The sequence below is a fragment of the Streptomyces sp. NPDC000075 genome, assembly GCF_040301925.1.
Classification (GTDB): Bacteria; Actinomycetota; Actinomycetes; order Streptomycetales; family Streptomycetaceae; genus Streptomyces; species Streptomyces polychromogenes.
Genome location: NZ_JBEPFL010000049.1, coordinates 1 through 26,970 on the forward strand (window position 1 = coordinate 1; position 26,970 = coordinate 26,970).

Below are 26,970 nucleotides of genomic sequence, written 5' to 3' on the forward strand. Positions count from 1 at the left end.
GAAGCTAAGCCTTTCAGCGCCGATGGTACTGCAGGGGGGACCCTGTGGGAGAGTAGGACGCCGCCGAACAATCATTGTGGGAAAGCCCCGCACCATTCATGGTGCGGGGCTTTTCTGCGTTCCGGGGCCGCCCGGGGACTCCTGTAGGGTCAGGGGAGCATAGATTCGACATTTCTACAGTCACAGTGGAGGCCCCCGGGTGGAGGTCCAGGAGACTCGGGTCCAGACTGACCGAATTTTCACCATTCCGAACATCCTCAGCATGGCCCGCCTCGTCGGCGTGCCGCTGTTCCTCTGGCTCATCCTGGCCAAGCACGACGGTTGGGCACTGCTCGTGCTCATGCTGAGCGGCGTCAGTGACTACCTCGACGGGAAACTCGCGCGGCGCTGGAACCAGATCAGCAAACTGGGCCGGCTCCTGGACCCCGCCGCCGACCGGCTCTACGTCCTGACCACGCTCTTCGGACTCACCTACCGGGGGATTCTGCCCCTGTGGCTCACCGCGGCGCTGCTGGCCCGTGAGGCAATGCTGCTGGTCATGGTGTGGATCCTGCGCCGGCACGGCTATCCGCCGCCCCAGGTCAACTTCCTCGGCAAGGCCGCCACCTTCAACCTGATGTACGCCTTCCCACTGCTCCTGCTCAGTGACGGTACGGGGTGGTTGGCCTGGATGGCGTCCGTTTTCGGATGGGCGTTCGCAGGATGGGGTACAACGCTCTATTGGTGGGCAGGAATCCTTTACGTGGTGCAAGTCCGCCGTCTGGTGAAGGCGGACGCCACGGCCGATTGAGCTCACTCGGCGCCGGTGCTGACGCGGAGGAGTAGCGGAGTATCCGTTCGGGGTGGGTGAGGTCGGCCAGACCGTCATCTCTCTAGGAGGACTCTTCCGACATGAAGGCCGTCGTGATGGCCGGTGGCGAAGGAACGCGGCTTCGCCCCATGACCTCAAGCATGCCCAAGCCGCTCCTGCCGGTGGCGAACCGGCCGATCATGGAGCACGTGCTCAGGCTGCTCAAGCGGCATGGGCTCAGCGAGACCGTGGTCACAGTCCAGTTCCTGGCGTCACTCGTCAAGAACTACTTCGGTGATGGCGAGGAGCTCGGGATGGAGCTCACCTACGCCAACGAGGAGAAGCCACTCGGCACCGCCGGCAGCGTGAAGAACGCCGAGGAGGCCCTGAAGGACGACACCTTCCTGGTCATCTCCGGCGACGCGCTCACCGACTTCGACCTCACCGACCTCATCAGCTTCCACAAGGAGAAGGGCGCACTCGTCACGGTGTGCCTCACCCGGGTGCCGAACCCGCTGGAATTCGGCATCACCATCGTGGACGAGGAGGGGAAGGTCGAGCGCTTCCTCGAGAAGCCGACCTGGGGACAGGTGTTCTCGGACACCATCAACACCGGCATCTACGTGATGGAGCCGGAGATCTTCGACTACGTCGACCCCGACGTCTCGGTGGACTGGTCAGGTGACGTCTTCCCGCAGCTGATGAAGGAGGGCCGGCCGATCTACGGCTACGTGGCCGAGGGCTACTGGGAGGACGTGGGCACCCACGAGAGCTACGTCAAGGCACAGGCCGACGTGCTCGAGGGCAAGGTCCAGGTCGACATGGACGGCTTCGAGATCTCGCCCGGGGTGTGGATCGCCGAAGGCGCCGAGGTCAGCCCGGACGCCGTGCTGCGCGGCCCGCTGTACATCGGGGACTACGCCAAGGTCGAGGCCGGGGCGGAGGTCCGCGAGCACACCGTCGTCGGATCGAACGTGGTCGTCAAGAGCGGGGCCTTCCTGCACAAGGCCGTGGTCCACGACAACGTCTACCTCGGGCCGCACAGCAACCTGCGCGGCTGCGTCATCGGCAAGAACACCGACATCATGCGGGCCGCCCGCATCGAGGACGGCGCCGTCATCGGCGACGAGTGCCTCGTCGGTGAGGAATCGATCGTGCAGGGCAACGTACGCGTCTACCCCTTCAAGACGATCGAAGCCGGCGCCTTCGTCAACACCTCGGTGATCTGGGAGTCGCGCGGGCAGGCCCACCTGTTCGGCGCGCGCGGGGTCTCCGGCATCCTCAACGTGGAGATCACCCCCGAGCTGGTGGTGAAGCTCGCCGGGGCCTACGCGACCACCCTCAAGAAGGGGGCGATCGTCACCACGGCCCGTGACCACTCCCGAGGAGCCCGAGCGCTCAAGCGCGCCGTGATCTCGGCGCTCCAGGCCAGCGCCATCGACGTCCGCGACCTGGAGAACGTCCCGCTGCCCGTGGCCCGTCAGCAGACGGCCCGCGGCGCCGCGGGCGGGATCATGATCCGGACCTCGCCCGGGGTGCCGGACTCGGTGGACATCATGTTCCTCGACGAGCGGGGAGCGGACCTCTCGCAGGCGCAGCAGCGCAAGCTGGACCGCGTCTACGCACGTCAGGAGTACCGCCGCGCCTTCCCCGGGGAGATCGGCGACCTCCAGTTCCCGTCGAGCGTCTTCGACTCGTACACCGGCTCGCTGCTGCGGCGGGTGGACACCACCGGCATCGCCGACTCCGGCCTCAAGGTGGTCGTGGACGCCTCGAACGGCAGCGCCGGGCTCGTCCTGCCCAGCCTGCTCGGCCGGCTCGGGGTGGACGCGCTGACGATCAACCCCGGACTCGACGAGTCCCGGCCGACCGAGAGCCACGAGTCCCGGCGTGCCGGACTGGTGCGGCTCGGGGAGATCGTGGCCTCCGCCCGGGCGGCCTTCGGCGTGCGGTTCGACCCGGTCGGCGAGCGGATCTCCCTCGTGGACGAGCGGGGACGGATCATCGAGGACGACAGGGCGCTGCTCGTCCTGCTCGACCTGGTGGCGGCGGAGAAGCGCAGCGGCAAGGTCGCCCTGCCGGTGACCACGACCCGGGTCGCCGAGCAGGTGGCGGCGTACCACGGCACCCAGGTGGAGTGGACGACGACCTCGCCGGACGACCTGACCCGGGTGGGCCGCGAGGAGACCACGATCTTCGGCGGCGACGGCCGGGGCGGGTTCATCGTTCCGGAGTTCAGCAGCGTCTTCGACGGATCGGCGGCCTTCGTCCAGCTCATCGGGCTGGTCGCGCGGACCCAGCTCACGCTGAGCCAGATCGACTCCCGGATCCCGCGGGCGCACGTGCTCAAGCGGGACGTGCCGACCCCGTGGGCGGCCAAGGGGCTCGTGATGCGGCGGGTCGTGGAGGCGGCCGGCGACCGGCAGGTGGACACCACCGACGGCGTGCGGGTGGTCGAGGCCGACGGGCGGTGGGCGCTGGTCCTGCCGGACCCGGCGGAGGCGGTCACCCACCTGTGGGCCGAGGGCCCCGACGACGAGTCCGCGCAGGCCCTGCTGGACGAGTGGGCCGCCGTCGTCGACGGAGCCGGCCAGCACTGAGCCCGCCCCCGTCCGTACGGGCGTACGGACGGGGACAGGAGTACGGCGGGCCGGGCGCGGGGAGTCACCCGCCCCGGCCCGCCGGTAGGGCGCATTGGGAATGGGCGGGGCCGACATGCGACGATGTGCGGCATGTCGCAGGCGCCCAACAACCGGAGTTCGGCCACGCCGCCCGCGCGCCCGGACGCGTCCATGTCGCTGCTGACCCACGTGATGGACCACAGCCTCGACGAGGGCTATGCGGAAGCCTCGGCCCGGCGGGCGCAGGACGGTACGGCGGGGCTGCCGCGCACGCTCAAGGCCAAGCTGGCGCTCGCCGCCGGGCTCGTCCTCGCCGCCATGGTCGTCACCCTCGGTGCCGCTCAGGCCCGGGTGGCGGCGCCGGTGCTGGCCAAGGAGCGCCAGGAGCTGATCGACCGGGTCGAGCGGGCCGACCGGCACGCCGACACCCTGGAGCGGGACGTCGAACGGCTGCGGACCGAGGTCGCGGACCGCCAGCGGGAGGCGCTGAAGCAGCCGGGCGGCCGGCAGGCCCAGCTCACGGCGTTGCTGTCGGGTGCAACCGAAGTGCACGGCCCCGGCGTCAAGCTTGTGGTGGACGATGCCAAGGGGTCCTCGTCGGGCGGCGGAGGCGGCCCGCGCGAGAGCGCCGGGTTCTCGGACACCGGGCGGGTGCGCGACCGGGACATGCAGCGGATCGTCAACGGGCTCTGGCAGTCCGGGGCGGAGGCCGTCTCGATCAACGGACAGCGGCTGACGGCGCTGTCGGCGATCAGAGCGGCCGGTGACGCGATACTGGTCGACAACAGGCCGCTGGTGCCGCCGTACGAGGTCCTCGCGATCGGGGACAAGAAACGGCTCGGCACCGTGTTCCAGGACTCCGTGGACGGGCAGTACCTGCACGTACTGCAGGAGAGCTACGGGATCCGTTACAGCCTGTCCCCGGTGGACGAGGTGAAGCTGCCGGCCGCGTCGAGCCTGACCGTGCGGACGGCTACCGCAGAAGAGCCGAAGAAGGGTGCGTCGTGATCGCGGTACTGGGCCTCCTGGCGGGAGTGGTGGCCGGACTTCTGGTCCGCCCCGAAGTGCCGGCCGTGGTGGAGCCTTATCTGCCGATCGCCGTGGTGGCGGCCCTGGACGCGGTGTTCGGCGGCCTGCGCGCGATGCTGGACGGGATCTTCGTGGACAAGGTCTTCGTGGTGTCCTTCCTGTCGAACGTGGTCGTCGCCGCCCTGATCGTCTTCCTCGGCGACAAGCTGGGCGTCGGCTCGCAGCTGTCGACCGGCGTGGTCGTCGTCCTCGGCATCCGGATCTTCTCCAACGCGGCGGCCATCCGCCGGCACGTCTTCCGGGCGTGAGGCCGATGAGCACGGACGACACCCCGCAGAAGGAGCCGGTGCCCGAGCCGGTGCCCGTCCCGGCCCCGGCCCCGGCCCCGGCCCCGGCCCCGGCCCCGGAGCCGGAGCAGACCGGACGGCAGCGGCTGGCGGCGGGCCTGTGGCCGCCGCGGTTCAGCCGCGCCCAACTGATCGTCGCGCTGCTGCTGTTCGTCCTGGGCCTCGGCCTCGCGATCCAGGTGCGCTCCAACAGCGACTCCAGCGCACCGCTGCGCGGTGCCCGCCAGGAGGACCTGGTGCGGATCCTGGACGAGCTGGACGGGCGGACCAAGCGCCTGGAGGACGAGAAGCAGAAGCTGGACGACCAGCGCAAGGAGCTCCAGAACAGCTCCAACCAGGCCGAGGAGGCGCGCAAGCAGACCCTGGAGCGGGAGCGCCAACTGGGCATCCTGGCCGGTACCGTGGCGGCACAGGGTCCCGGCATCACGCTGAAGATCACTGACGCCAAGGGCCTGGTGCGCTCCGACCAGCTGCTGGACACCCTCCAGGAGCTGCGCGCCGCCGGGGCCGAGGCGATCCAGATCAACGGGGTGCGGGTCGTGGCGGGGTCGTACTTCTCGGACGAGGGCGGCGGGGTCGCGATCGACGGTAAGAAGATCACACAGCCCTATGAGTTCAAGGTGATCGGCAAGCCACAGGATCTGGAGCCGGCGCTCAACATTCCGGGCGGTGTCGTACAGACCATGGAGAAGGAACAGGCCACGGTCGCCGTCACACGGTCGGCGAAGATCGTTGTGGATGCCTTGCGGGCTGCGAAGCAGCCTGACTACGCTCGGTCGTCATCGCAGTGAGACGGGGCGCAGCGGGAAGGGTCCCACGCGGGCTGACGCCTGCGGGGGGTCGACGCACCGAAGTCGCGGTGCGTGGTGGAAACTGTCTGGTGGTTACGGACGTTGTCAGAATGTCCGGGTCGGCAGGTGTGTGTATGCGGAGTTCGTCCTGCCCCACGGGCGGGTCTGTTTCGGTCAAGGGGAATCGCCCGTGAAGTTGTTTGAGAAGTTGTTCGGCAAGAAGAACCGCGAGGAAAGCGGTACGGCACGTCACCGTGCGGGGCACGGCGAGGGAGAGGGTCAGGGAGACCGGCCGCTCTTCCGTGACGAGGTGGCCGGCCCCGGAGGCGGCGCGTCGTCCGGCGACCCCGCGGCTGCGGGGCGCATAGGTTTCGGAGAACCGTCAACCTCCGGTACGGGCGGCGGCTTTGCCCCCGACCCGTACGCCACCAACGTCTCCGCGGGCCAGCCGCGGCGCGAGGAGCCGTCCATGCCGGCCGAGCAGACGTGTGGCAGGTGCGGGCACCGCAGCGACGCGGCGAGCCGTTTCTGCTCCAACTGCGGGGCGCCGCTGCGGGCCGGTCTGACGCCGGAGCGCGCCTCGGAGACCACGTCCACCATCTCGATCTCGGGCCTGGAGGCCTATGAGGCCGAGGCGACCGGACAGCACGTCTCGCCCTCGCTCTCGCCCGAGGCCCAGGCCGCGGTGGAGGCGCTGCCCCCCGGTTCCGCCCTGCTCATCGTGCGGCGCGGACCCAACTCCGGCAGCCGCTTCCTGCTCGACGGCGAGCTGACCACGGCGGGCCGTCACCCGCAGAGCGACATCTTCCTGGACGACGTCACCGTCTCCCGGCTGCACGTCGAGTTCCGCCGCGGCCCCGAGGGCGGCTTCACCGTCGCCGACGTGGGCAGCCTCAACGGCACGTACGTGAACCGCGAGCCGATCGACTCGGTCGCCCTGCACAACGGCGACGAGGTGCAGATCGGCAAGTACCGGCTGGTCTTCTACGCCAGCCTGCGGGGCGTCTGACCCCACCCCCGGAGATCCTCCGGGGGGACCTCCGGAGGGAAGGTCCCATGCTGCGCACCCCGACCGGCGGCGCCCCGAAGAAGGGCGCCGCCGGCACCGCCGGCTCGGCCGGGCAGCTGGTGAGCATCGGCACGGTGCTCACCATGCTGCGTGACGAGTTCCCCGAAGTGACGATCTCGAAGATCCGGTTCCTGGAGGCCGAGGGGCTCGTCGAGCCCCGGCGCACGCCTTCCGGGTACCGCAAGTTCAGTACGGACGACGTCGAGCGGCTGGCGCGGATCCTGCGCCTCCAGCGCGACCACTACCTGCCGCTGAAGGTCATCCGTGAGCAGCTCGACGCGCTCGACCGGGGCGAGCAGGTCCGGATTCCGGCTCCGGCCGCGCACGGCGAGTCCGTGGAGGGCGGCGCGCGTACCGCGGGGTACGGGGAGGCGGAGGCGGAGCGGCCGACCGTGGCCCGGGTGGGGCGGGCCGAGCTGATCGCCGCCGCCGAGGTGGACGAGGCACAGCTCGGCGAGTGGGAGTCGTACGGGCTCGTCGCGGAGGCACCGGGCGGCGGGTTCGACGCCGAGGCCGTCACGGTGGCCCGCTTGATCGCCGATCTCGGCCGGTTCGGGCTGGAGCCGCGCCACCTGCGGGCCGTGAAGGCGGCGGCCGACCGGGAGGCCGGCCTGGTGGAGCAGCTGGTGGCGCCGCTGCGCCGGCACCGCAATCCGCAGACCAGGACGCACGCCGAGGCCACCATGAAGGAGCTCGCGGGGCTGTCCGTACGGCTCCACGAGGCCTTCGTGGAGGCCGCTCTCGGGGTCCGGCTGCACTGAACGCGCACGCCTGTGCCGGGCCCCGACTACCCAAACCTGCCGGGCAGGTCCTAGGGTTGCTGTGTGAACGAGCTCGACGTTGTGGGTGTCCGGGTGGAAATGCCCTCCAACCAGCCGATCGTGCTCCTGCGTGAAGTGGGAGGCGACCGGTACCTCCCCATCTGGATCGGTCCTGGGGAGGCGACCGCCATTGCCTTCGCGCAGCAGGGGATGGCCCCTGCCAGGCCGCTGACGCACGACCTGTTCAAGGACGTGCTGGAGGCGGTGGGCCAGGAGCTGACCGAGGTCCGGATCACGGATCTGCGGGAGGGCGTCTTCTATGCCGAGCTGGTCTTCGCCAGCGGCGTCGAGGTGAGCGCGCGGCCTTCCGACGCCATAGCGCTGGCCCTGCGGACGGGGACGCCGATCTACGGCAGTGACGGCGTGCTGGACGACGCCGGAATCGCCATTCCCGACGAGCAGGAGGACGAGGTGGAGAAGTTCCGCGAGTTCCTCGACCAGATCTCTCCCGAGGACTTCGGGACGGGCCCGCAGTAGGGCCGGAAACGATCGCGGTGCGGGCCGCGTCGTCCACCGGGAACTCTCAGCCCATTCGAGTAGCCTTTCCCCGCAAAGGGGTACGGGAAACCACTCTCAGGGTGATTATCACTCGGCGTGCCGAGTGTGGCGATCGTTGACGCACCCCTGGTCACTGCCTACCTTCAAGGTGGCAGGTCAAGGACGGAGGGTCGGCGTGAGGATCACGGGCGACGGTACGACCGGGGGAGTCCCCGTACGGAGTGACGGCGGTCCGTCGCCGCTGCTCGGCGGCGGGGCGGGTCCCGCGCACCGTCAGCCGGCGTCGACGCCGGTCGGACCGGTGAACGACGCCCCGGGTCCCGAGCAGGTCGGCTACCGCGGACCGACGGCCTGCGCCGCCGCCGGGATCACCTACCGGCAGCTGGACTACTGGGCGCGCACCGGGCTGGTGGAGCCCAGCGTGCGGCCCGCGTACGGGTCGGGGACCCAGCGGCTGTACAGCTTCCGCGACGTCGTCGTCCTCAAGATCGTGAAGCGCTTCCTGGACACCGGGGTCGCCCTCCAGAACATCCGCACCGCCGTCCAGCACCTGCGCGGCCGGGGCTTCTCGGACCTGGAGCGCATGACGCTGATGAGCGACGGCGCGACCGTGTACGAGTGCACCTCCCCCGACCAGGTCGTGAGCCTGCTCCAGGGCGGCCAGGGCGTCTTCGGCATCGCGGTCGGGGTGGTCTGGCGGGACGTGGAGAACGCCCTGTCGCAGCTGCACGGGGAGCGCGTGGACACGGGTGAGACCGTCGTCGGCCACAACCCGGCCGACGAGCTCGCCGCCCGCCGCAACCGAGCCGGCTGACACCGGGGCCGACTGGCACCCGGGCCGGCGGCCGGCCCACACGGCCGCCGGGCGCGGGGACGGAAGATCACCGCGTTGTCAGTGGCATAGGGCAGCATCGGTGCCGTGAGAACCGCCCCGACCATCCTGCATCTGGACATGGACGCCTTCTACGCCTCCGTGGAACAGGCGTCGAAGCCCAGCCTGCGCGGGAAGGCCGTGATCGTCGGGGGGCTCGGCCCGCGCGGGGTGGTGGCCACCGCCTCGTACGAGGCCCGGCGCTTCGGGGTGCACTCGGCGATGCCCACCGCCCAGGCCCGCCGGCTCTGCCCCAACGGCGCGTACCTGATCCCGCGCTTCCCGCTCTACCGCGAGGTCAGCGAGATCGTCATGGCCCTGCTGCGCGAGCTGTCCCCGCTGGTGGAGCCGCTCAGCCTGGACGAGGCCTTCGTGGACCTGGAGGCGGGCGGGACGGCCTTCGACTCGGCGAGCGCCCGGGCCGCGGGCGAGCGGCTGCGCGCCGACATCACGGCCGCCACCGGGCTCAGCGGCTCGGTCGGTCTGGCCGGGTCGAAGATGCTGGCCAAGGTGGCCTCCGAGGAGGCCAAGCCGGACGGGCTGCTGCTGATCGAACCGGGCACCGAGCGGGAGCTGCTCGCCCCGATGCCGGTGCGGACCCTGCCCGGGGTGGGCCCGGCGACCGGGGAGCACCTGCGCCGGGCCGGGATCACCACGGTGGGGGAGCTGGCCGAGGCCGGCGAGGACGAGCTGGTGCGGATGGTGGGCCGGGCCCACGGGGTCGGCCTGTACCGGATGGCCCTGGGGCTGGACGACCGGCCGGTGGTCGCGGAGCGGGACGCGAAGTCGGTGTCGGTCGAGGACACCTTCGACGTGGACCTGCACGACCGGGTGCGGATCCGCTACGAGGTGCAGCGGCTGGCCGACCGTTGCGTGGGCCGGCTGCGGGCCTCGGGACACTCGGGGCGGACCATCGTCCTGAAGGTGCGCCGCTACGACTTCTCCACCCTCACCCGCTCCGAGACCCTGCGCGGGCCCACCGACGATCCGGCGGTGGTGCGGGAGGCGGCCGCGCGGCTGCTGGAGGGCGTGGACACCACCGGCGGGGTGCGGCTGCTGGGCGTCGGGGTGAGCGGGCTCGCGGACTACACCCAGGAGGACCTCTTCGCCCAGGCACTCGGCGCGGTGGAGCCGGAGCCGGGCGGCGCCCCGCCGGACGGGACCCCGGAGCCGGAAGGGGCCGCAGAAGGGGCCCCGGGGTCCTCCGGGGCTCCGGGGACGCCGGGGGCGGCCGGGGAGGACCCGCAGGCCGCCGTCGTACGGCACTGGCCCGCGGGCAGTGACGTGCGGCACGCGGTGTACGGGCCCGGGTGGGTGCAGGGCAGCGGGGTCGGGCGGGTGACCGTGCGCTTCGAGCAGCCCGGATCGCCGCCCGGGCGGGTCCGTACGTTCCAGATGGACGACCCGGAGCTGGAGGCCTCCGATCCGCTGCCGCTGGTGGGAAGGCCGGAGCCCTAGCCTTTGTCCGCCGGGGGGAAGTGGAATTCGCCGGGCAGGGAGACGTCCAGGCCGTAGTGGTGGTAGAGCCGGAGTTCCTGCTCCGGGGAGAGGTGGCGGCCGACGCCGAAGTCGGGGGCGTCCTTGATCAGGGAGCGGTCGAAGGGGACGCGCAGCACCTCTCCGACCACCTCGCTGGGCTCCAGCGGGACGAAGGCGTCCCGCCCGAACAGGCCGGTGCGGACCGCGGCCCACTCCGGGACTCCCGTGGCGTCGTCCAGGTAGACCTCGTCCACGGTGCCGATCTTGGCCCCGTTCCGGTCGAACGCCTTGCGGCCGATCAGGCTGCGCGGATCGATGTCGGTCTGCACGGTCCCTCCACGTGGTCGCAGTCATCCGTAATGACTACAAAAGTGCATATTGCGATAGGGGGCCACTCGAGGGAGGGTCCAGATCCTCGCTGGTAGGCTGGGTGACGGCTGTTGACCCTGTGCGGGAGAGTCCTCCGAGTGAGCTCGACGGAGGCGCCGAAGGAGCAAATCCTCCCCGGAATCTCTCAGGCATACGTACCGCACGCGACGAGGCCACTCTGGAAAGCAGGAGCGGGTGCCCGGGCGCGCAGTGCCGGTCCCCACTCCTCACCGACGGTGAAAGCCGGACGACGGGCGACCCCCACGACTCCGGTGAAGCTCTCAGGTTGAGATGACAGAGGGGGAGGCCGTCCGGGTGCCCGCGCCGTGGTGCCCCTCGCAGGTCATACGACCAGGAGGCCTCCGTAATGACCGCCAACCGCATTCCGCTCTCCCAGCTCGAGCGGGGCATCCCCTTCGAGCAGCGTCACATCGGCCCGGATGCCGAGGCGCAGGCGAAGATGCTCGCCCAGGTGGGCTACGGCTCCCTCGACGAGCTGACCGCCGCCGCGGTGCCGGATGTGATCAAGACCGCCGAAGCGCTGAACCTGCCCGAGGCGCGCACCGAGGCCGAGGTGCTCGCCGAGCTGCGTTCGCTCGCCGACCGCAACCAGGTCCTCTCGTCGATGATCGGCCTCGGCTACTACGGGACGTTCACGCCGCCGGTGATCCTGCGCAACGTCATGGAGAACCCGGCCTGGTACACGGCCTACACCCCGTACCAGCCGGAGATCTCCCAGGGCCGCCTGGAGGCGCTCCTGAACTTCCAGACGGTCGTCGCCGAACTGACCGGCCTGCCGACCTCCGGCGCCTCCCTGCTCGACGAGGGCACCGCCGCCGCCGAGGCCATGACGCTGGCCCGCCGCGTGGGCAAGGTCAAGGGGAACGTCTTCCTCATCGACGCCGACGCGCTGCCGCAGACCATCGCCGTGATCGAGACCCGTGCCGAGCCGATCGGCATTGAGGTCGTCGTCGCGGACCTCTCCGAGGGCATCCCCGCCGAGATCGCCGAGCGCGGCGTCTACGGCGTGCTCCTGCAGTACCCGGGCGCCTCCGGCGCCGTGCGCGACATCAAGGCCGTCATCGACCAGGCCCACGAGCTCGGCGCGATCGTCACCGTCTCCGCCGACCTGCTCGCGCTGACCCTGCTGACCTCCCCGGGCGCCCTCGGCGCGGACATCGCGGTCGGCACCACCCAGCGCTTCGGCGTCCCGATGGGCTTCGGCGGCCCGCACGCCGGCTACATGGCCGTCCAGGCCAAGCACGCCCGCTCGCTGCCCGGCCGCCTCGTCGGCGTCTCCGTGGACGCGGACGGCAACAAGGCCTACCGCCTGGCCCTCCAGACCCGCGAGCAGCACATCCGCCGCGAGAAGGCCACCAGCAACATCTGCACCGCCCAGGTGCTGCTCGCCGTCATGGCCGGCATGTACGCCGTCTACCACGGCCCGGACGGCCTGAAGACGATCGCCCGCCGGACCCACCGCTACGCCGCGCTCCTCGCCGCGGGCCTGACGGCCGGCGGGGTCGAGCTGGTGCACGGCTCCTTCTTCGACACCGTCACCGCCCGGGTCCCCGGCAAGGCCGCCGAGGTCGTCGCCGCCGCCCGCGAGAACGGCGTCAACCTCTACCAGGCCGACGCCGACCACGTCTCGGTCTCCTGCGACGAGACGACCCTGCGCGCCGACATCGAGGCCGTCTGGGCCGCCTTCGGCGTCTCCGCCGACATCGAGGGCCTGGACGCCACCACCGAGGACACGCTGCCCGAGGGCCTGCTGCGCTCGGACGCGTACCTGACCCACCCGGTCTTCCACCAGCACCGCTCCGAGACCGCGATGCTGCGCTACCTGCGCAAGCTCTCGGACAAGGACTACGCGCTGGACCGCGGCATGATCCCGCTGGGCTCCTGCACCATGAAGCTCAACGCGACCACCGAGATGGAGCCGGTCACCTGGCCCGAGTTCGGCCAGCTGCACCCCTTCGCCCCGGTCGAGCAGGCGGGCGGTTACCTCACGCTCATCAGCGAGCTGGAGGAACGTCTCTGCGAGGTCACCGGCTACGACAAGGTCTCCATCCAGCCGAACGCCGGCTCCCAGGGTGAGCTCGCCGGCCTGCTGGCCGTGCGCGCCTACCACCGCGCGAACGGCGACGAGCAGCGCACCATCTGTCTCATCCCGTCCTCCGCGCACGGCACCAACGCCGCCAGCGCCGTGATGGCCGGCATGAAGGTCGTCGTCGTCAAGACCGCCGACGACGGCGAGGTGGACACCGACGACCTGCGCGCCAAGATCGAGCAGCACCGCGACGAGCTGGCCGTGCTCATGATCACGTACCCCTCGACGCACGGTGTGTTCGAGGAGCACGTCGCCGACATCTGCGCCCAGGTGCACGAGGCGGGCGGCCAGGTCTACGTGGACGGCGCCAACCTGAACGCCCTGGTGGGCCTGGCCAAGCCGGGTCACTTCGGCGGCGACGTCTCGCACCTCAACCTGCACAAGACCTTCTGCATCCCGCACGGCGGCGGCGGCCCGGGCGTCGGCCCGGTCGGTGTCCGGGCGCACCTGGCCCCGTACCTGCCGAACCACCCGCTCCAGCCGACCGCCGGCCCGGAGACGGGCGTCGGCCCGATCTCGGCCGCACCGTGGGGCTCCGCGGGCATCCTGCCGATCTCCTGGTCGTACGTGCGCCTGATGGGCGGCGAGGGCCTCAAGCGCGCCACCCAGGTCGCGGTGCTCGGCGCCAACTACATCGCCAAGCGCCTGGAGCCGCACTACCCGGTGCTCTACACCGGCCCGGGCGACCTGGTCGCGCACGAGTGCATCATCGACCTGCGCCCGCTGTCGAAGGAGACCGGTGTCAGCGTCGACGACATCGCCAAGCGTCTGATCGACTACGGCTTCCACGCCCCGACCATGTCCTTCCCGGTCGCCGGCACGCTCATGATCGAGCCGACGGAGTCCGAGGACCTCGCCGAGATCGACCGCTTCTGCGACGCGATGATCGCCATCCGCGCCGAGATCGAGCGGGTCGCGGGCGGCGAGTGGCCGGCGGACGACAACCCGCTGGCCAACGCCCCGCACACGGCGGCGTCCCTGGGCGGCGAGTGGAACCACCCGTACACCCGCGACGAGGCCGTCTTCCCCGGTGGCGTCGTCGCCGCCGAGAAGTACTGGCCGCCGGTGCGCCGGATCGACGGCGCCTTCGGCGACCGCAACCTGGTGTGCTCCTGCCCGCCGCTGGACGAGTACGACAACTGATCGCACGGCCCGGCGGCCCCGTGAGGGGCCGCCGGTGCCACGTCGAAGGGGCCGGTCCCGGAGCTATCCGCTCCGGGACCGGCCCCTTCGTGCGTCGCGTGCCTGTTCGGTGCGCGCTCAGGCCGCCGCGAGCGGGCGGTGCGGAGCGATGATCTTGCCGTCCGGCAGCAGCTCACCGGTGTCCTCGAAGAGCAGGACGCCGTTGCACAGCAGGCTCCAGCCCTGCTCCGGGTGGTTGGCCACCGGGCGCGCGGCCTCCCGGTCGGCGGACTCTGATGACGGGCAGGCAGGCTGGTGCTGGCACATGGATGCGTTCTTTCGCTGCGGTGTGGTCTGTTCGCTACGGCTCGATGCGTGATTCATGGCCGTCCCCCTGGGTCGTCCCCGCGCCTGCGGGGAGGATGTCCTCAGTCTTCCCCCACGAGGGCCGCTTCGCAGGGATTTCCCCGCAGCAGTCCTCATGGATTGAGGACGCATCACTCGTGCGGGCGGTTCAAGCCAACTGCCCTGTCCTTTCGGATGGTTCGCGGCTGGTCCCGCAGGACTAGGCCGAATGGGTCATCCGGGTGAGCCGGCGCGCCGCCGCCGGTCCGGGCCCGGACGTGCCGCCGGCGCGGCCCGGATCACGGGTCGCGCCGGGCGCCGGAGCGGACGGTTCAGGCCGCGGGGGCCGCCAGGGTGGGCGGGACCGGCGGGGCGGCCGGGGTCAGCCGGTGGGTCAGTACGGGCAGCAGCTCCGAGACGGGATGCGGCCGGTAGGGGGCGATCCCGGGCGGGGCCGGGGCCAGCGGCACCAGCAGGTCGGCGGCGGCGGGCAGGCCGGCGGCGGCGTCGGCGCCGACCGCCCCGTGCAGCCACAGGGTCAGCATGTACAGCTCCGGTACGGACAGCAGCCGGGGCTGGTAGCTCTTGCCGAGCTGCTCCGCCTGGCGCAGGGCGCGCTCGGTGGCGGCGACGTAGGGGCCCTCGAAGAAGTGTGAGAAGGCCCAGCCGTCCGGGGTCAGGCGGGTGTCGGCCGCCGCCACGAAGCGGTCGCCGCTGCGGATCAGGAACCGCCAGCCGGTGAGGCGGGTACGGGGCGGCCTGCCGCCGGCCGCGCGGCCGGACATGCTCAGGCGGTCGAGCACGTGGACCGGAAGGGGGAGCTCGGCGGTCAGGGGACCCTGGACCGCGCGCAGGGCGGGGGTGTGTGCCTCGTGGACGGCGGTGGGAGAACCGAGTGCCGCGAGGACGCTGCGCAGGGCGGGCGCGGGGGCCGGGTGGACATGCAGCGGCATGGTGGGTCGCCTCTCACTTGGGAGACCTGTGGTGCAGGGGAAGGGGCGGACGGCGCTGTCGCATTCTGGGGTCAGAGGTGGGCATTGGGGCAATGGCCGCGCGCCAACTCTCTGCCTCGTTTGCGGAGTTTATACGACATGTGTTCACACAGTGTTTCGGCTAGCTGTCCCGCCTATTGCCGACAAGGCGCTTACCGGTCCCGCTGTCAGAGTATTCATGCCGTTTTGCGCGTGAAGGACCGCGCTGACCTCGGAGGTTACCGGACGGGGGCTCGGCTGGAAAGTGCCGCTAATCATGAAACGGCAAAGCCCATGCGGAATTTGCGCGGCGCGGGTTGCCGGAGGAATGTGCCGGAGCGCCCATCCGGCCACACCGGCGCGCGCTCCCCGCCAAGCCGCTCCCCGGCGCGTTATCGATCACGGCCCCTGGGCATCATCGACCGTAACGCGCGCCCGGGTGCCCCGGGCCAGGCCCGCTCGAGGAGGGACACTTCGATGGGGGAGAAGGTCGTGGCAGGCGGTTTCGACCTGTCCGATCGGCATCGGTATCGGAGGAAGCTTCACGAGTGCCTGGAGGGACTGGAGCGGCTTCTGGCGGAGAAGAGGTTCGACCGCCCCAAGAACATGATGGGGCTGGAGATCGAGCTGAATCTCGCGGGTGCCGACGGTTTGCCGCGCATGGTGAATGCGCAGGTACTGGAGCGGATTGCGAGCCCCGATTTCCAGACCGAACTGGGAATGTTCAACCTGGAGGTGAACGTACTACCGCACCGGCTCGACGGCCGGGTATTCGACCGGCTCGCCGAGGAGCTGAGCGCGGGCCTCCACTACGCCCACCGGCAGGCCGCGGAGATCGACGCCGGGGTGGTGATGATCGGCATCCTGCCGACGATCACCCGCGCCGACCTGGCCCTGGCCAACCTGTCGGCCGTGGACCGCTACTCGCTGCTCAACGAGCAGATCCTGATGATGCGCGGCGAGGACTTCCGGCTGGACATCGAGGGGGTCGAGCGGCTGACCTGGAGCACCGGGTCGATCGTGCCGGAGGCCGCCTGCACCTCGGTGCAGCTGCACCTCCAGGTCACCCCGGCGCGGTTCTCCGACGTGTGGAACGCCGCCCAGGCGGTGACCGCCGTACAGATAGCGGTGGGGGCCAACTCGCCGTTCCTGTTCGGCCGGGAGCTGTGGCGCGAGTCGCGCCCGCCGCTGTTCACCCAGGCCACCGACACGCGGCCGCCCGAGCTCCAGGCCCAGGGGGTGCGGCCGCGCACCTGGTTCGGGGAGAGGTGGGTGGACTCGGTGTACGAGCTCTTCGCCGAGAACGTCCGCTTCTTCCCCGCCCTGCTGCCCATCTGCGACGAGGAGGAGCCACTGCGGGTGCTCGCCGAGGGCGGGGTGCCCAGCCTCCAGGAGCTGGTGCTGCACAACGGCACCGTCTACCGGTGGAACCGGCCCGTCTACGGGGTGGCCGACGGGATGCCGCACCTGCGGGTGGAGAACCGGGTGCTGCCGGCCGGGCCCACCGTGGCCGACGTCGTCGCCAACGCCGCCTTCTACTACGGGCTGGTGCGCACCCTCGCGGACGAGCAGCGCCCGGTGTGGACGCGGCTGTCCTTCGCGGAGGCGGAGGCCAACTTCGACGCCGCCTGCCGGTACGGGATCGACGCGCGGATCCGCTGGCCCCGCAAGGGCCGCTCCGGGGGACTGGTGAGCGTGCCCGCCGTGCGGCTGGTGCTGGACGAGCTGCTGCCGATGGCCGCCGCCGGGCTGGACGCCTGGGGCATCGAGCCCGCCGACCGGGACCTCTACCTGGGGATCATCGAGGAGCGGTGCCGGCGCCGGGCGAACGGGGCGACCTGGCAGGTGGACACCTACCACCGCGCGCTCGCCGGCGGACTGGACCGGGACGCGGCCCTGGCGGCCACCACCCGCCGCTACAGCGAGCTGATGCACCGGGGCGAGCCCGTGCACACCTGGCCCGTCGGACTGGAGGAACAGGAGGCGGACGCGACCGCCGCCGCCCGCCGCTGACCGGGGGCACGCCCCGCCCCGCCCGGTCCCGTCGTCCCGGTGATCCCGTCCGGCCTCCGAGGAGGCAGTATGGGGTGGTCGGAGCGTGACGGACGGGGCAGGACGGGAGTCGGGCGTGCGGACGGAGCCGGAGCCGGTGGTCGTGGAGCTGGGCGAGGACGGGCGGCGGGGTGTCCTGCGCATCGAGACGCTGCTCGTGCTCGCGCTGTCGCTGGGCGCGAGCGGGGTCTCGGCGCTGATCAGCTTCATCGGTTCGCTCACCAAGCCGGGCGGGCTCAAGGACCAGGCCGCCACCCTCAACGGCTCCTACGCCCCCGGGCGCCCCTGGCTGGACCTGGCCTGGCAGCTGTTCGGGATCGCCACCGCCCTGGTGCCGGTGCTGCTCGTGGCGCACCTGCTGACCCGTGAGGGAGCGCCCGGGCTGCGGGTGCTCGGCTTCGACCGCACCCGCCCCGGGCCCGACCTGGCCCGGGGCGCGCTGGTGGCCGCCGGCATCGGCAGCGCGGGGCTCGCCTTCTACCTGGCGGCCCGCGCCACCGGCTTCAACCTGACGGTGGTGCCGGAGGCGCTGCCCGACGTGTGGTGGAAGTTCCCGGTACTGGTCCTCTCCGCGGTGCAGAACTCCGTGGTGGAGGAGGTCATCGTGCTGGCCTACCTGCTGCGCCGGCTCGGCCAGCTGGGCTGGTCGCCGACGGCCGCGCTGCTGGCCAGCTCCCTGCTGCGCGGCTCGTACCACCTCTACCAGGGCATCGGCGGGTTCCTCGGCAACGTCGTGATGGGCGTCGTCTTCGTCCTCGCCTACCGGCGCTGGGGCCGCGTCGGTCCGCTGGTCGTCGCGCATGCGCTGCTCGACATCGTGGCCTTCGGCGGGTACGCCCTGCTCGCCGGCAAGGTCGGCTGGCTGCCGACGCCCTAGCCGGTCGTCACGGCGAGGCGTGCAGTTCGCCGTCGATGACCGTGACCGCGTGGCCCGTCAGGAGGGTGCGTTCGCCCTTGAGGCGGACCCGGACCAGGCCGCGGCGGGCCCCGCCCTGGAGGCCGGTCATCTCGGTGCGGCCCGTGCGCGCCGCCCAGAACGGGGCGAGGGCGGTGTGGGCGCTGCCGGTGACCGGGTCCTCGTCGATGCCGAGGGCGGGGAAGAAGCCGCGGCTGACGAAGTCGTAGCCGCGCGAGGGGTCCTCAGCGGGCGCCGTGACGATCACCCCGCGGCGGGAGTGGCCGCGCAGGGCCGCGAAGTCGGGCGCGAGCTCCCGTACGGTCCGCTCGTCGGCCAGCTCCACCACCAGGTCGCCGATGTGCGCGGAGGTGTCGTGCACCGACTTGATCTCCGCGCCGAGCGCGCGGGCGATCTCGGGCTCCGCGTCGACCGGGGTGAGGGAGGAGGTGGGGAAGTCCATGGTCACGGTGCCGTCCTCGGCGACCTCCGCCGTGAGGATGCCGCAGCGGGCGGTGAAGCGGATCAGGCCCTCGGCCAGGCCGGCGGTGGCCAGGGCGTGCGCGGTGGCGAGGGTGGCGTGGCCGCACATGTCGACCTCGGCCGCCGGGGTGAACCAGCGCAGCGCCCAGTCGGCGTCCCCGCCGGGCGGCAGCGGGTGGGCGAAGGCGGTCTCGGAGAGGTTGACCTCGGCGGCGACCTGCTGGAGCCAGGCGTCCGGGGGGAAGGGGCCGTCGAGGAGGAGGACCCCGGCGGGGTTGCCGTGGAAGGGGCGGTCGGTGAAGGCGTCGATGATTCGCAGGCGCATGGACCGACCGTAGGGTGCCGGTCCGGAACCGCGCCAAGGCCAATCCGGGATGACTGGCCTTGGTCCGGGTGCGGTGGGGCGGTCAGGTCCGGGAGAGGGCCTTGGTTCCCGACAGGAGGGGGATCAGGGCGAAGTTCCCGTCTCCGGAACCGCAGGTGGGGCTCGTGTCGACGGTGCCGGAGACCTTGGTGCCGGTGGTGAAGCGGCCGTCGCGGGTCGTCGGGACCACCGTGGTGAAGTGGTCGTTGAATCCGTTCCGGCCGGAGTAGTAGACGCACTGCTGGAGGTTCACGTAACGCCCGGCGGTCAGGTCCAGCACCTTGACGTCGGACAGCAGGGGGACGAGGTGGTACGGGCCGCGGCCGGGGCCGCAGTCCGGTGTCGTGTCCCGGGTGTCGGAGACGTTGGAGCGGGCCGAGAAGTCGTTGCCGCCGAGGTAGGCGACCGTGGTGACGTGGTCGCGCTGCGCGTCGGAGTAGTAGACGCACTGGTGCAGGTTCAGGTACCGGCCGGCGTTGAGGTCCAGGGTGTCGAAGCCCGCCCACGGGTGGAGCGGGGAGAAGTTCCCGTCCCCGGCGCCGCAGGAGAGGCTCGTGTCCGCGGTGGCCGAGGTGTTCGTCCCGGACGTGAAGCGTCCGTCGAGGCTCGGTACCACGGTGGTGAAGAAGTCGGCGCCGAACGTGGGGGTGTACACGCACTGGTGGAGGTTGAGGTACCGCCCGACCAGCGGCGGGCGGCTGTCGGCCGTGGCCGCCGGCCCCGCCGGTACGGAGAGCAGCGCGGCGGCGCCGGCCACCGCGGCGAGCCACTTCCTGATCCGTCCCTGAAGGCTCATGGATGTCCCCTTTCGTCGGCTTCCCATGGTTTCGCGGGGCAAGAACAGCACGCGCGGACGAGCGTCGACTAGGAGTTCTCTGGCTGATCCACCCCAAAGGGTGCAGGTGGGGACCGGTGTTGTCGTCTTCGGTCGGACTTCGCAGGCGATAGTTTCCGATATATCGTTGACGCATCGCGATGGATCAGCGATAGTGAAACACGTCAAGGAAACACAGTCAGACGAAAGGAGCGCGGTGATGCGTTCACGCGGACAGCACGACCACGGACACGACCACGGACGGGGTCACGGCCACTGCGGGCCGGACCGTCGGGAGGAGTTCAGGGGGCTGCGCGCGGCCTTCGGGCCGTTCGGGCCCGGCTTCGGCGGCGGGCCCTTCGGCGGAAGGGGCGGGCGCGGCGGCCCGCGCGGACGGGCGAGGCGCGGCGACGTCCGCGCGTCCATCCTGGCGCTGCTCGCCGACCGGCCCATGCACGGCTACGAGATGATCCAGGAGATCGGCGAGCGCAGCGGCGGGGCGTGGAAGCCCAGCCCCGGCTCGGTCTACCCGACCCTCCAGCTGCTCGAGGACGAGGGGCTGATCAGCAGCGCGAGCGAGGGCGGCAAGAAGCTGTTCACGCTCACCGACGCGGGCCGCACCGAGGCCGAGTCGGGCCCCGACGCCCCCTGGGCGGACGCCGGGCGCGGCTTCGACTTCGAGGCGATGCACGAGATCCGTGCCGCCGGCGTCGGCCTGATGGAAGCCTTCGGGCAGGTCTTCAAGACCGGCACGCCCGAGCAGCGGGAGAAGGCCCTCGCGGTCATCAACGACGCCCGCAAGAAGCTGTACCTGATCCTGGCCGACGAGCACTGACCCGGCCGACGGGAACGAGAACGGCGCGCCCCGCGAGGAGTCTCGCGGGGCGCGCCGTCGTGCGTGCGCGGGGCGGGCCGGTCAGGCGACCAGGGCGGCCAGTCTGCGCAGCGACTCGTTCAGCGCGGCGGTCGCCGAGTCCTTGAGCTTGCCCGCCATCAGGGACACGGCGGCGCCCGTGAACTCCCCGTCGATGCGGACCTTCGTGGCCGTGCCGTCGGCGGTCAGGGTGTACCGGGTCAGGACGGCGACCCCCATCGGGCCCTTGCCCGTGATGGCGAAGAGGCGCTGGTCCTCCAGCTCCGAGACGGTCCAGAGGACCTCAGCGGGGAAGCCCATCATCTTCATGTTCTCGGTGAAGGTGGCGCCGACCGCGAGGTTCCCGGGGCCGCCCTCCGGGAAGTCGGTGTGGGTCATGCTCCACTGACCGTACGCGCCCCAGTCGGTCAGCTGGGCCCAGAGCTTCGCGGCGGGCGCCTCGATGCGTGATTCCGCGGTGACTTCAGCCATGCGTCCACCCCTTCTCGTCGGGTACGTGCGGCGGAACGTAGCCCCGGGGGTCGGAACATTCAATACTGATGGGACGTCAGAAATCGGAGGTGGCCGCGCGCTCGGTATCGGGTGCGTCTCAACAGGTGTCACTCTGATGACGCTCCTGACGCGCCCTGTCATGATGGCCCGATGCAAGCGTCAGGGAAGAACGCCGGACTGGGCCTCGCCCTCGTCTCGGCGTGTGCGTTCGGTGGTTCCGGTGTCGCGGCGAAGCCGCTGATCGAGGCGGGTCTGGACCCGCTCCACATGGTGTGGCTGCGGGTGGCGGGGGCGGCCCTGGTGCTGTCCCCCCTGGCCTGGCGCCACCATGACCTGGTGCGGCGCCGTCCCCTGCTGCTCGCCGGCTTCGGGCTGGTCGCCGTCGCGGGCGTGCAGGCCTTCTACTTCGCCTCTCTGTCGCGGATCCCGGTCGGCGTGGCCCTGCTGCTGGAGTACCTGGGCCCGGCGCTGCTCCTCGGCTGGATCCGGTTCGTCCAGCGCAAGCCGGTCACCCGGGCGGCAGCCGCCGGGGCGGCGGTGGCCGTCGCGGGACTGGCCTGCGTCGTCCAGATCTGGTCCGGGCTGAGCCTGGACCCGCTCGGAGTGCTCCTCGGCCTCGCCGCCGCCTGCTGCCAGGCCTTCTACTTCGTCTTCGCGGACCAGGGCACCGACGGCGAGGACGTGCCCGACCCGATGGGCGTGATCGCGTACGGCATGATCGTCGGCGCCCTGGTGATGACCGCGCTGGCCCGCCCGTGGCAGATGGACTGGCAGGTGCTGGGCGGGGACGCGGCACTGGGGGGCGTGCGGGTGCCGGCGCTGGTGCTGCTGGGCTGGGTGGTGCTCGTGGCCACCGTGGCCGCGTACCTGACCGGGGTGGTCTCGGTGCGCATGCTCTCGCCGCAGGTGGCGGGCGTGGTGGCCAATCTGGAGGCCGTCGTCGCCACCGTCCTGGCCTGGGTGCTGCTGGGCGAGCACCTGTCGGCCTGGCAGATGGCCGGCGGCGCCCTGGTGCTGGGCGGGGCGTTCATCGCGCAGTCCTCGCGGCCGGCTCCGGCGGTGGCCGGCGAATCGGTTCTTCCCGCGCCCGAGTCCGCGTCCCGGCCCGGGTCCGGGTCCGAGTCCGCGCCCGAGAAGGCGACGGCGTAGTGCGCCGCGGACCGGTTCGTCCCGGTCCGGTCTGGTCCGCGCGGCGGCCGGGGCGTAGGGTGCTCCCCATGTACGACAGCGTGCTTTCGCCGCCGGCCGCCTAGCGCGGGCGGCCACCGCCGAACGAGAGACCCGCCCGGTGTTCCCGGGCCGGTCCGTGCTGCCCGCGAAGCGATGACCCGTAGTCCTCATCCTTCACGCACGCGCGGAGAAACACGTGTCGAACCACTCGCCCGCCACCGGGCGCAGCCTGCTCTACCTCGTCGTCGCCGGAGTCGCCTGGGGCACCGCCGGGGCGGCCGCCTCCCTCCTCTTCCTGGCCAGTGACCTCGGTCCGCTCGCCCTGTCCTTCTGGCGTTCCGCCGGCGGGCTGGTGGTGCTGCTGGCGGTGCTGGCCGTACGCCGTCCCGGGCGGACGGAGCGCGGGCGGCGGCCCTCGACGGTCTCGCTGATCGGGACCGGTCTGATGTTCACCCTCTTCCAGGCCGCCTACTTCGGCGCCGTCCGCGAGACCGGCCTGGCCGTCGGCACCGTGGTCACCCTGGGGGCCGGGCCCGTGCTGATCGCGCTGGGCGCGCGGTACTGGATGGGCGAGCGGCTCGGCCGGGGCGGAGTGGCCGCCGTCGTCGGGGCGCTGGCCGGGCTGGCCGTCCTGGTGCTGGGCTCCGGGGGCGGTGAGGTGCGCCCGCTCGGGGTCGGCTGGGCGCTGCTGTCCGCCGCCGGGTACGCCGGGATGACCCTGCGGGCGCGGTCGCTCGGGCGGCGCGGGGCGGCGGGGGACCCGCTGGTGACCACCGCCTGGTCGGTGGGTGTGGGCACGGTGTGCCTGCTGCCGCTCGCCGTGGTGGAGGGGCTGCTGCCGCACACCGGCGAGCCGGTGCGGGTGGCCGGGCTGCTGGTGTACGTCGCCGTGGTGCCGACGGCCCTGGCGTACGCCCTCTACTTCACCGGGGCCGCGGCGGTACGGGCCGCGACCGTGTCGGTGATCATGCTGATCGAGCCGGTGAGCGCGGCCGTCATCGCCGTCGTGGTGCTCGGGGAGCGGCTGACCGGCGCCGTCGTGCTGGGCACGGTCCTGCTGCTGTCGGCGGTGGGTGCGCTGATCCTGGCCGAGGCGCGCAGGCCCGCGGACGGGCCGGACCTGTCCGGGGCCCGGCCCGCCCGTGAGGCTCAGAGCGCGCTGACGTAGTCCGGTACGGCGATGCCGGGGGCCAGGCCGGCGGCCGGGACGGGGGTCCCGTACGCCGGTGCCACCGGGACCACGCCGGACCAGTAGGGCAGCTCCAGGTCCTCGGCGTCGTCGTTCGGGCCGCCCGTGCGGACCTTCGCGGAGACCTCGTTCAGGTCCAGCCGGATCACCGCCGTCGCCGCGAGCTCCTTGGCGCTGGCGGGCCGCGAGTCGGCGGCGCGGCCGGGTACGACGTTGTTCACCAGGGCGTCCAGGGCCATGCGGCACTCCGCCTCGTCGGTGACCTGGTAGGCCGTGCCGTGCACGACCACCGAGCGGTAGTTGATCGAGTGGTGGAAGGCCGACTTGGCCAGCACCAGGCCGTCCACGTGCGTCACGGTCAGGCAGACCGCCAGGCCCGGGTCCTGCTGCCCGGCGGCCAGCAGCGGGCGCGAACCGGTGGAGCCGTGCACGTACAGGGTCTCGCCCACCCGGCCGTACAGCGTCGGCAGGACCACCGGTGCGCCGTCGCGGACGAAACCGAGGTGGCAGAGGTAGGACTGGTCCAGTATCGCGTGCACCGTCTCGCGGTCGTAGCGGGCCCGGTGACGGGAGCGGCTCGGGACGGTGCGCTCGGTCGGCTCGTAGTCGACGGGGGTGACGCTCATGGTGCGGACTCCGTTGTACTAGTGCATAATTGGCTTTGTGCTAGGAGAATATACGATCAGTGGGCGTCGCGCATCGGAAATCGCGGCCAGCATCGAATCCGGCGTCGGCTCGGGCGCCCTCGCGCCCGGAGCCCTGCTCCCGCCGATGCGGGAGCTCGCCGGTGAGCTGGGGGTGAACCCCAACACCGTGGCGGCCGCCTACCGGGCGCTGCGCGAGCGCGGGATCATCGAGACCGACGGGCGGCGCGGCAGCCGGGTGCGCGGGCGCCCCGCCAGCGCACCGCGCGACGCGCTGCTCCCGGAGGTGCCCGAGGACGTACGGGACGTCGCGCACGGCAACCCGGACCTGTCGCTGCTGCCCTCCCTGGACGGGCCGCTGGCCACCGCCGCCCGCCGGTACGCGCAGGCGCCGACCCGGTACGGGGAGGACCCGGTCCTCCCCGAACTGGCCCGGCTGGCACGGGCCGGCTTCGAGGCCGACGGGGTCCCGCCGGGGGCCCTGGCGGTGACCTCCGGGGCGCTGGACGGCATCGAACGGGTGCTGGCCGCGCACCTGCGGCCGGGGGACGCGGTCGCGGTGGAGGACCCGGGCTGGGGGAGCGTGCTGGACCTGGTGCCGGCGCTCGGCCTGCGGGTGCTCCCGGTGGCCGTCGACGACGAGGGGCCGCGGCCGGAGGCGGTCGCCCGGGCGCTCGAGGCGGGGGCCCGGGCGCTGCTGGTGACGGCCCGCGCGCAGAACCCGACCGGGGCCGCGGTCGGCCCGGAGCGGGCGGCGCGGCTGCGGGAGCTGCTGGCCGGCCGGCCCGGGGTGCTGGTCGTCGAGGACGACCACGGCCACGGGATCGTGGATCTGCCGCTGTGCCCGCTGGGCGGGGTCACCCGCCACTGGGCGCTGATCCGCTCCACCGCCAAGGCCTACGGCCCCGACCTGCGGCTCGCCGTGCTCACGGGCGACGCGGTGACGATGGACCGGGTCCGGGGCCGCCAGCGGCTGGGGCCCGGATGGGTGAGCCGGCTGCTCCAGAGCGCGGTGGTGGAACTGTGGACCACCGGCGCGGTGGACGGGGCGGCGGTGGCGCGCTCGTACGGGACGCGCCGGGACGGGCTGGTCGCCGCGCTGGCGGAGCGGGGCGTGCCGGCGCACGGGCGCAGCGGGATGAACGTCTGGGTGCCGGTGGCCGACGAGACGGCGGTGGTCACCCGGCTGATGACGGCGGGCTGGGCGGTGCGGCCCGGGGCCGTCTACCGCGTGGAGGCGGGGCCGGGGGTGCGGATCACGGTCTCCACCCTGCACCGGCGGGACGTGGAACCCCTGGCCGACGCCGTGGCCGCGGCGGTCCGCCCGGCGACCGGCGCGCGCTTCGACTGAGCCCGGGCGGGCGAAGGCCCCCGCCGCGCGGTGCGGCGGGGGCCGGGGCGGTTCAGGCGGCGAGTTCCAGCAGGCCGCCGAGGGTGAGGACCAGCCCCCCGAGAGCGACCACGGTGCCCATGTACCGGTAGACCTGCTTCGACATGACCCGCTTGGGCGGACCGAGCTCCCCCCGGGAGTGCATGGCCAGCTCGGCGTTGGCCGCCGCGTAGCGCTCCATCGCGTCGGCGGCACCGCGGACGTTCAGGGCGAAGGTGGCGCCGGCGACGAGGCTGATGCCGCCGAGGGTCAGGAGGAGGGTGGCCGGGTTCATGGTGAGTCCCTTGGGCGATGTGATGATCGCACGGAGCTTAGGGCAGGAATCCCGGGAGGTCAGCCCCTCTTCGCGGGCCGTGGGCGGGACTGGGTGAGGGCCGCGCCCGCGAGGACGACCAGGGCGCCCACCGGGGTGTTCCAGTGCAGCTGCTCGCCCAGGACCAGGACGCCGGCCGTGGTGGCGATCACCGGGATGAAGTAGGTGACCATCTGCGCGGTGGTCGGCCCGATCTCCGCCACCAGCCCGTACTGCATCTGCAGGGCCGCCCCCGTGCCCAGCGCGCCGAGGGTGATCACGGCGAGGGTCGGCCACAGCGGGAAGGCGGCGGGAGCCGAGGTGAACAGGGCGCTGACGGCGGCCAGCTGGAGGGTGGAGACCATCAGCTGGGCCCCGGTCATCGCAACCGGTGAGCCGGAGCCGCCGGCCAGGGTGCGGCGGACGTAGATCCAGCCGATGGGGTAGCAGAGCGAGGCCAGCAGGGCCAGGGCGGTGCCCCGGGCGTCGACGTCCGTGAAGCCCTGCCAGGCACCCAGCACAGTCAGCACGCCGAGGAAGCCGACGCCCAGCCCCGCGAACCGGCGGCGCGTGGGCCGGTCCTCGGAGAGCGCGACCAGGGAGAGGGCCATGCCCCACAGCGGGGAGGTGGCGTTGCAGATCCCCGCCAGGGTCGAGGTGATGCTCTGCTCGGCGTAGGCGAAGAGCGCGAAGGGGGCGGTGTTCAGCAGGAGCGCGGCCACCGTCAGGTGCCCCCAGGTGCGCCGGCCCCGGGGGAGCGGCTCGCGGCGCACCAGCAGCACCGCCAGCAGGGCGAGCGCGCCGAAGAACACCCGGCCGAGGGCGACCTGGAAGGGTGCGAAGGCCCCCGTCCCGACCTTGATGAAGAGGAAGCTGAAGCCCCACACCACGGAGAGCAGGGCGAAGCGCACGCGCCAGTCGAGGGCGCGGGTGCGGCGGTCCCGGCGCTGCGGGGCCGGGGAGGAGACGGACGGGGCGGCGGGCGAGGGGGAGGGGACGGGACGGGGCGTGGCGGGTGCGCTCATGGGTTTCACTCTGCTGCGGGCGACCTCGTAGGACAAGCGAGACTTCCTGCGGG

Annotated in this window: 26 protein-coding genes, 1 rRNA gene and 1 riboswitch; of the genes, 18 read left to right on the forward strand and 9 right to left on the reverse strand. The window is 72.2% G+C overall.

Annotated features, from left to right (window positions below):
• From rrf to ABT403_RS35735, 11 genes are all read left to right on the forward strand, one after another.
• Positions 1–69 (forward strand): 5S ribosomal RNA (gene rrf, locus ABT403_RS39110); the annotation flags it as partial.
• Between the two features lie 130 nt (positions 70–199).
• Complete coding sequence (clsA, locus tag ABT403_RS35690; RefSeq protein ID WP_344170800.1) at positions 200–790, forward strand: cardiolipin synthase ClsA; 591 nt, start codon at positions 200–202, stop codon at positions 788–790.
• Positions 791–891: 101 nt separating this feature from the next.
• Positions 892–3,390, forward strand: coding sequence for a sugar phosphate nucleotidyltransferase (locus tag ABT403_RS35695; protein ID WP_344170803.1), 2,499 nt, complete (start codon positions 892–894; stop codon positions 3,388–3,390).
• A 123-nt stretch (positions 3,391–3,513) separates the two neighbouring features.
• A complete protein-coding gene (locus ABT403_RS35700; protein WP_344170806.1) occupies positions 3,514–4,419 on the forward strand; it encodes a DUF881 domain-containing protein in 906 nt (301 codons plus the stop codon).
• The gene (locus tag ABT403_RS35705) at positions 4,416–4,748 is read left to right on the forward strand and encodes a small basic family protein (RefSeq protein WP_030010496.1); all 333 of its coding nucleotides are present in this window, start codon (positions 4,416–4,418) and stop codon (positions 4,746–4,748) included. Before ABT403_RS35700 ends, ABT403_RS35705 begins: the two co-directional genes overlap by 4 nt.
• A gap of 5 nt (positions 4,749–4,753) precedes the next feature.
• Complete coding sequence (locus tag ABT403_RS35710) at positions 4,754–5,578, forward strand: DUF881 domain-containing protein (RefSeq protein ID WP_344170810.1); 825 nt, start codon at positions 4,754–4,756, stop codon at positions 5,576–5,578.
• Positions 5,579–5,708: 130 nt separating this feature from the next.
• Entirely contained in the window at positions 5,709–6,587 is an 879-nt protein-coding gene (locus ABT403_RS35715; RefSeq protein WP_425580360.1) for an FHA domain-containing protein, read from the forward strand.
• Positions 6,588–6,634: 47 nt separating this feature from the next.
• Entirely contained in the window at positions 6,635–7,408 is a 774-nt protein-coding gene (gene ftsR, locus ABT403_RS35720; RefSeq protein WP_344170813.1) for a transcriptional regulator FtsR, read from the forward strand.
• A 63-nt stretch (positions 7,409–7,471) separates the two neighbouring features.
• Positions 7,472–7,945, forward strand: a complete 474-nt coding sequence (locus ABT403_RS35725) for a bifunctional nuclease family protein (RefSeq protein WP_031149860.1) — start codon at positions 7,472–7,474, stop codon at positions 7,943–7,945.
• Between the two features lie 196 nt (positions 7,946–8,141).
• Entirely contained in the window at positions 8,142–8,780 is a 639-nt protein-coding gene (locus tag ABT403_RS35730; RefSeq protein ID WP_344170818.1) for a MerR family transcriptional regulator, read from the forward strand.
• A 105-nt stretch (positions 8,781–8,885) separates the two neighbouring features.
• The gene (locus ABT403_RS35735) at positions 8,886–10,295 is read left to right on the forward strand and encodes a DNA polymerase IV (RefSeq protein WP_344170821.1); all 1,410 of its coding nucleotides are present in this window, start codon (positions 8,886–8,888) and stop codon (positions 10,293–10,295) included.
• Here ABT403_RS35735 and ABT403_RS35740 read toward each other — a convergent pair.
• The gene (locus tag ABT403_RS35740; protein ID WP_344170824.1) at positions 10,292–10,645 is read right to left on the reverse strand and encodes a PRC-barrel domain-containing protein; all 354 of its coding nucleotides are present in this window, start codon (positions 10,643–10,645) and stop codon (positions 10,292–10,294) included. The two genes, ABT403_RS35735 and ABT403_RS35740, sit on opposite strands and share 4 nt — an antisense overlap.
• 112 nt (positions 10,646–10,757) lie before the next feature.
• Positions 10,758–10,856, forward strand: a riboswitch (glycine riboswitch).
• A gap of 196 nt (positions 10,857–11,052) precedes the next feature.
• Between ABT403_RS35740 and gcvP the strand changes: the two genes are divergently transcribed.
• The gene (gene gcvP, locus ABT403_RS35745; RefSeq protein ID WP_344170827.1) at positions 11,053–13,938 is read left to right on the forward strand and encodes an aminomethyl-transferring glycine dehydrogenase; all 2,886 of its coding nucleotides are present in this window, start codon (positions 11,053–11,055) and stop codon (positions 13,936–13,938) included.
• A gap of 117 nt (positions 13,939–14,055) precedes the next feature.
• On the opposite strand, the gene ABT403_RS35750 is transcribed toward gcvP, so the two are convergent.
• Complete coding sequence (locus tag ABT403_RS35750; protein ID WP_042809437.1) at positions 14,056–14,244, reverse strand: DUF5999 family protein; 189 nt, start codon at positions 14,242–14,244, stop codon at positions 14,056–14,058.
• Positions 14,245–14,594: 350 nt separating this feature from the next.
• Positions 14,595–15,215 (reverse strand): hypothetical protein, encoded by a 621-nt coding sequence (locus tag ABT403_RS35755; RefSeq protein WP_344170831.1) that lies wholly within the window; start codon positions 15,213–15,215, stop codon positions 14,595–14,597.
• Between the two features lie 495 nt (positions 15,216–15,710).
• Here ABT403_RS35755 and ABT403_RS35760 point away from each other — a divergent pair, with 495 nt between their 5' ends.
• A complete protein-coding gene (locus tag ABT403_RS35760; protein WP_344170834.1) occupies positions 15,711–17,246 on the forward strand; it encodes a glutamate-cysteine ligase family protein in 1,536 nt (511 codons plus the stop codon).
• Between the two features lie 115 nt (positions 17,247–17,361).
• Positions 17,362–18,162: a CPBP family intramembrane glutamic endopeptidase gene (locus ABT403_RS35765; RefSeq protein ID WP_344170837.1), complete on the forward strand. Its 801-nt coding sequence runs from the start codon at positions 17,362–17,364 to the stop codon at positions 18,160–18,162.
• Positions 18,163–18,169: 7 nt separating this feature from the next.
• Here ABT403_RS35765 and ABT403_RS35770 read toward each other — a convergent pair whose 3' ends face one another.
• Positions 18,170–18,988, reverse strand: coding sequence for a PhzF family phenazine biosynthesis protein (locus ABT403_RS35770; protein ID WP_344170840.1), 819 nt, complete (start codon positions 18,986–18,988; stop codon positions 18,170–18,172).
• 82 nt (positions 18,989–19,070) lie between these two features.
• A complete protein-coding gene (locus tag ABT403_RS35775; RefSeq protein WP_344170843.1) occupies positions 19,071–19,823 on the reverse strand; it encodes a hypothetical protein in 753 nt (250 codons plus the stop codon).
• 238 nt (positions 19,824–20,061) lie between these two features.
• On the opposite strand from ABT403_RS35775, the gene ABT403_RS35780 reads away from it, so the two are divergent.
• Positions 20,062–20,676 carry a PadR family transcriptional regulator gene (locus ABT403_RS35780; RefSeq protein WP_344170846.1) on the forward strand — a complete coding sequence of 205 codons (615 nt, stop codon included), beginning with the start codon at positions 20,062–20,064 and terminating at the stop codon, positions 20,674–20,676.
• 81 nt (positions 20,677–20,757) lie between these two features.
• Here the strand turns inward: ABT403_RS35780 and ABT403_RS35785 are convergent, their stop codons facing one another.
• Positions 20,758–21,186 (reverse strand): type II toxin-antitoxin system Rv0910 family toxin, encoded by a 429-nt coding sequence (locus tag ABT403_RS35785; RefSeq protein WP_344170849.1) that lies wholly within the window; start codon positions 21,184–21,186, stop codon positions 20,758–20,760.
• A gap of 171 nt (positions 21,187–21,357) precedes the next feature.
• On the opposite strand from ABT403_RS35785, the gene ABT403_RS35790 reads away from it, so the two are divergent.
• Both ABT403_RS35790 and ABT403_RS35795 read left to right on the forward strand, forming a co-directional pair.
• On the forward strand, positions 21,358–22,356 hold the full coding sequence (locus ABT403_RS35790) for an EamA family transporter (protein ID WP_344170852.1): 999 nt from the start codon (positions 21,358–21,360) through the stop codon (positions 22,354–22,356).
• A 217-nt stretch (positions 22,357–22,573) separates the two neighbouring features.
• A complete protein-coding gene (locus ABT403_RS35795) occupies positions 22,574–23,545 on the forward strand; it encodes a DMT family transporter (protein ID WP_344170855.1) in 972 nt (323 codons plus the stop codon).
• Here the strand turns inward: ABT403_RS35795 and ABT403_RS35800 are convergent.
• Positions 23,527–24,192 carry a pyridoxamine 5'-phosphate oxidase family protein gene (locus tag ABT403_RS35800; protein ID WP_344170858.1) on the reverse strand — a complete coding sequence of 222 codons (666 nt, stop codon included), beginning with the start codon at positions 24,190–24,192 and terminating at the stop codon, positions 23,527–23,529. The two genes, ABT403_RS35795 and ABT403_RS35800, sit on opposite strands and share 19 nt — an antisense overlap.
• 37 nt (positions 24,193–24,229) lie before the next feature.
• Between ABT403_RS35800 and ABT403_RS35805 the strand changes: the two genes are divergently transcribed.
• Positions 24,230–25,561, forward strand: a complete 1,332-nt coding sequence (locus ABT403_RS35805) for an aminotransferase class I/II-fold pyridoxal phosphate-dependent enzyme (RefSeq protein WP_344170861.1) — start codon at positions 24,230–24,232, stop codon at positions 25,559–25,561.
• 52 nt (positions 25,562–25,613) lie between these two features.
• On the opposite strand, the gene ABT403_RS35810 is transcribed toward ABT403_RS35805, so the two are convergent.
• Both ABT403_RS35810 and ABT403_RS35815 read right to left on the reverse strand, forming a co-directional pair.
• Positions 25,614–25,874 (reverse strand): hypothetical protein, encoded by a 261-nt coding sequence (locus ABT403_RS35810; RefSeq protein ID WP_344170864.1) that lies wholly within the window; start codon positions 25,872–25,874, stop codon positions 25,614–25,616.
• A gap of 59 nt (positions 25,875–25,933) precedes the next feature.
• A complete protein-coding gene (locus ABT403_RS35815; protein WP_344170867.1) occupies positions 25,934–26,917 on the reverse strand; it encodes a DMT family transporter in 984 nt (327 codons plus the stop codon).
• Positions 26,918–26,970: the final 53 nt, after the last annotated feature.

Excerpts from the sequence above, each read along its gene's own strand:
- ABT403_RS35770 (WP_344170840.1), bottom strand. The coding sequence starts at position 18,988 with ATGCGCCTGCGAATCATCGACGCCTTCACCGACCGCCCCTTCCACGGC.
- ABT403_RS35810 (WP_344170864.1), bottom strand. The coding sequence starts at position 25,874 with ATGAACCCGGCCACCCTCCTCCTGACCCTCGGCGGCATCAGCCTCGTC.
- ABT403_RS35750 (WP_042809437.1), bottom strand. The coding sequence starts at position 14,244 with ATGTGCCAGCACCAGCCTGCCTGCCCGTCATCAGAGTCCGCCGACCGG.
- ABT403_RS35790 (WP_344170852.1), top strand. The coding sequence starts at position 21,358 with ATGCAAGCGTCAGGGAAGAACGCCGGACTGGGCCTCGCCCTCGTCTCG.
- ABT403_RS35775 (WP_344170843.1), bottom strand. The coding sequence starts at position 19,823 with ATGAGCCTTCAGGGACGGATCAGGAAGTGGCTCGCCGCGGTGGCCGGC.
- ABT403_RS35785 (WP_344170849.1), bottom strand. The coding sequence starts at position 21,186 with ATGGCTGAAGTCACCGCGGAATCACGCATCGAGGCGCCCGCCGCGAAG.
- gcvP (WP_344170827.1), top strand. The coding sequence starts at position 11,053 with ATGACCGCCAACCGCATTCCGCTCTCCCAGCTCGAGCGGGGCATCCCC.
- ABT403_RS35760 (WP_344170834.1), top strand. The coding sequence starts at position 15,711 with ATGGGGGAGAAGGTCGTGGCAGGCGGTTTCGACCTGTCCGATCGGCAT.
- ABT403_RS35800 (WP_344170858.1), bottom strand. The coding sequence starts at position 24,192 with ATGAGCGTCACCCCCGTCGACTACGAGCCGACCGAGCGCACCGTCCCG.
- ftsR (WP_344170813.1), top strand. The coding sequence starts at position 6,635 with ATGCTGCGCACCCCGACCGGCGGCGCCCCGAAGAAGGGCGCCGCCGGC.
- ABT403_RS35755 (WP_344170831.1), bottom strand. The coding sequence starts at position 15,215 with ATGCCGCTGCATGTCCACCCGGCCCCCGCGCCCGCCCTGCGCAGCGTC.
- ABT403_RS35780 (WP_344170846.1), top strand. The coding sequence starts at position 20,062 with ATGCGTTCACGCGGACAGCACGACCACGGACACGACCACGGACGGGGT.
- ABT403_RS35700 (WP_344170806.1), top strand. The coding sequence starts at position 3,514 with ATGTGCGGCATGTCGCAGGCGCCCAACAACCGGAGTTCGGCCACGCCG.
- ABT403_RS35695 (WP_344170803.1), top strand. The coding sequence starts at position 892 with ATGAAGGCCGTCGTGATGGCCGGTGGCGAAGGAACGCGGCTTCGCCCC.
- ABT403_RS35815 (WP_344170867.1), bottom strand. The coding sequence starts at position 26,917 with ATGAGCGCACCCGCCACGCCCCGTCCCGTCCCCTCCCCCTCGCCCGCC.
- ABT403_RS35710 (WP_344170810.1), top strand. The coding sequence starts at position 4,754 with ATGAGCACGGACGACACCCCGCAGAAGGAGCCGGTGCCCGAGCCGGTG.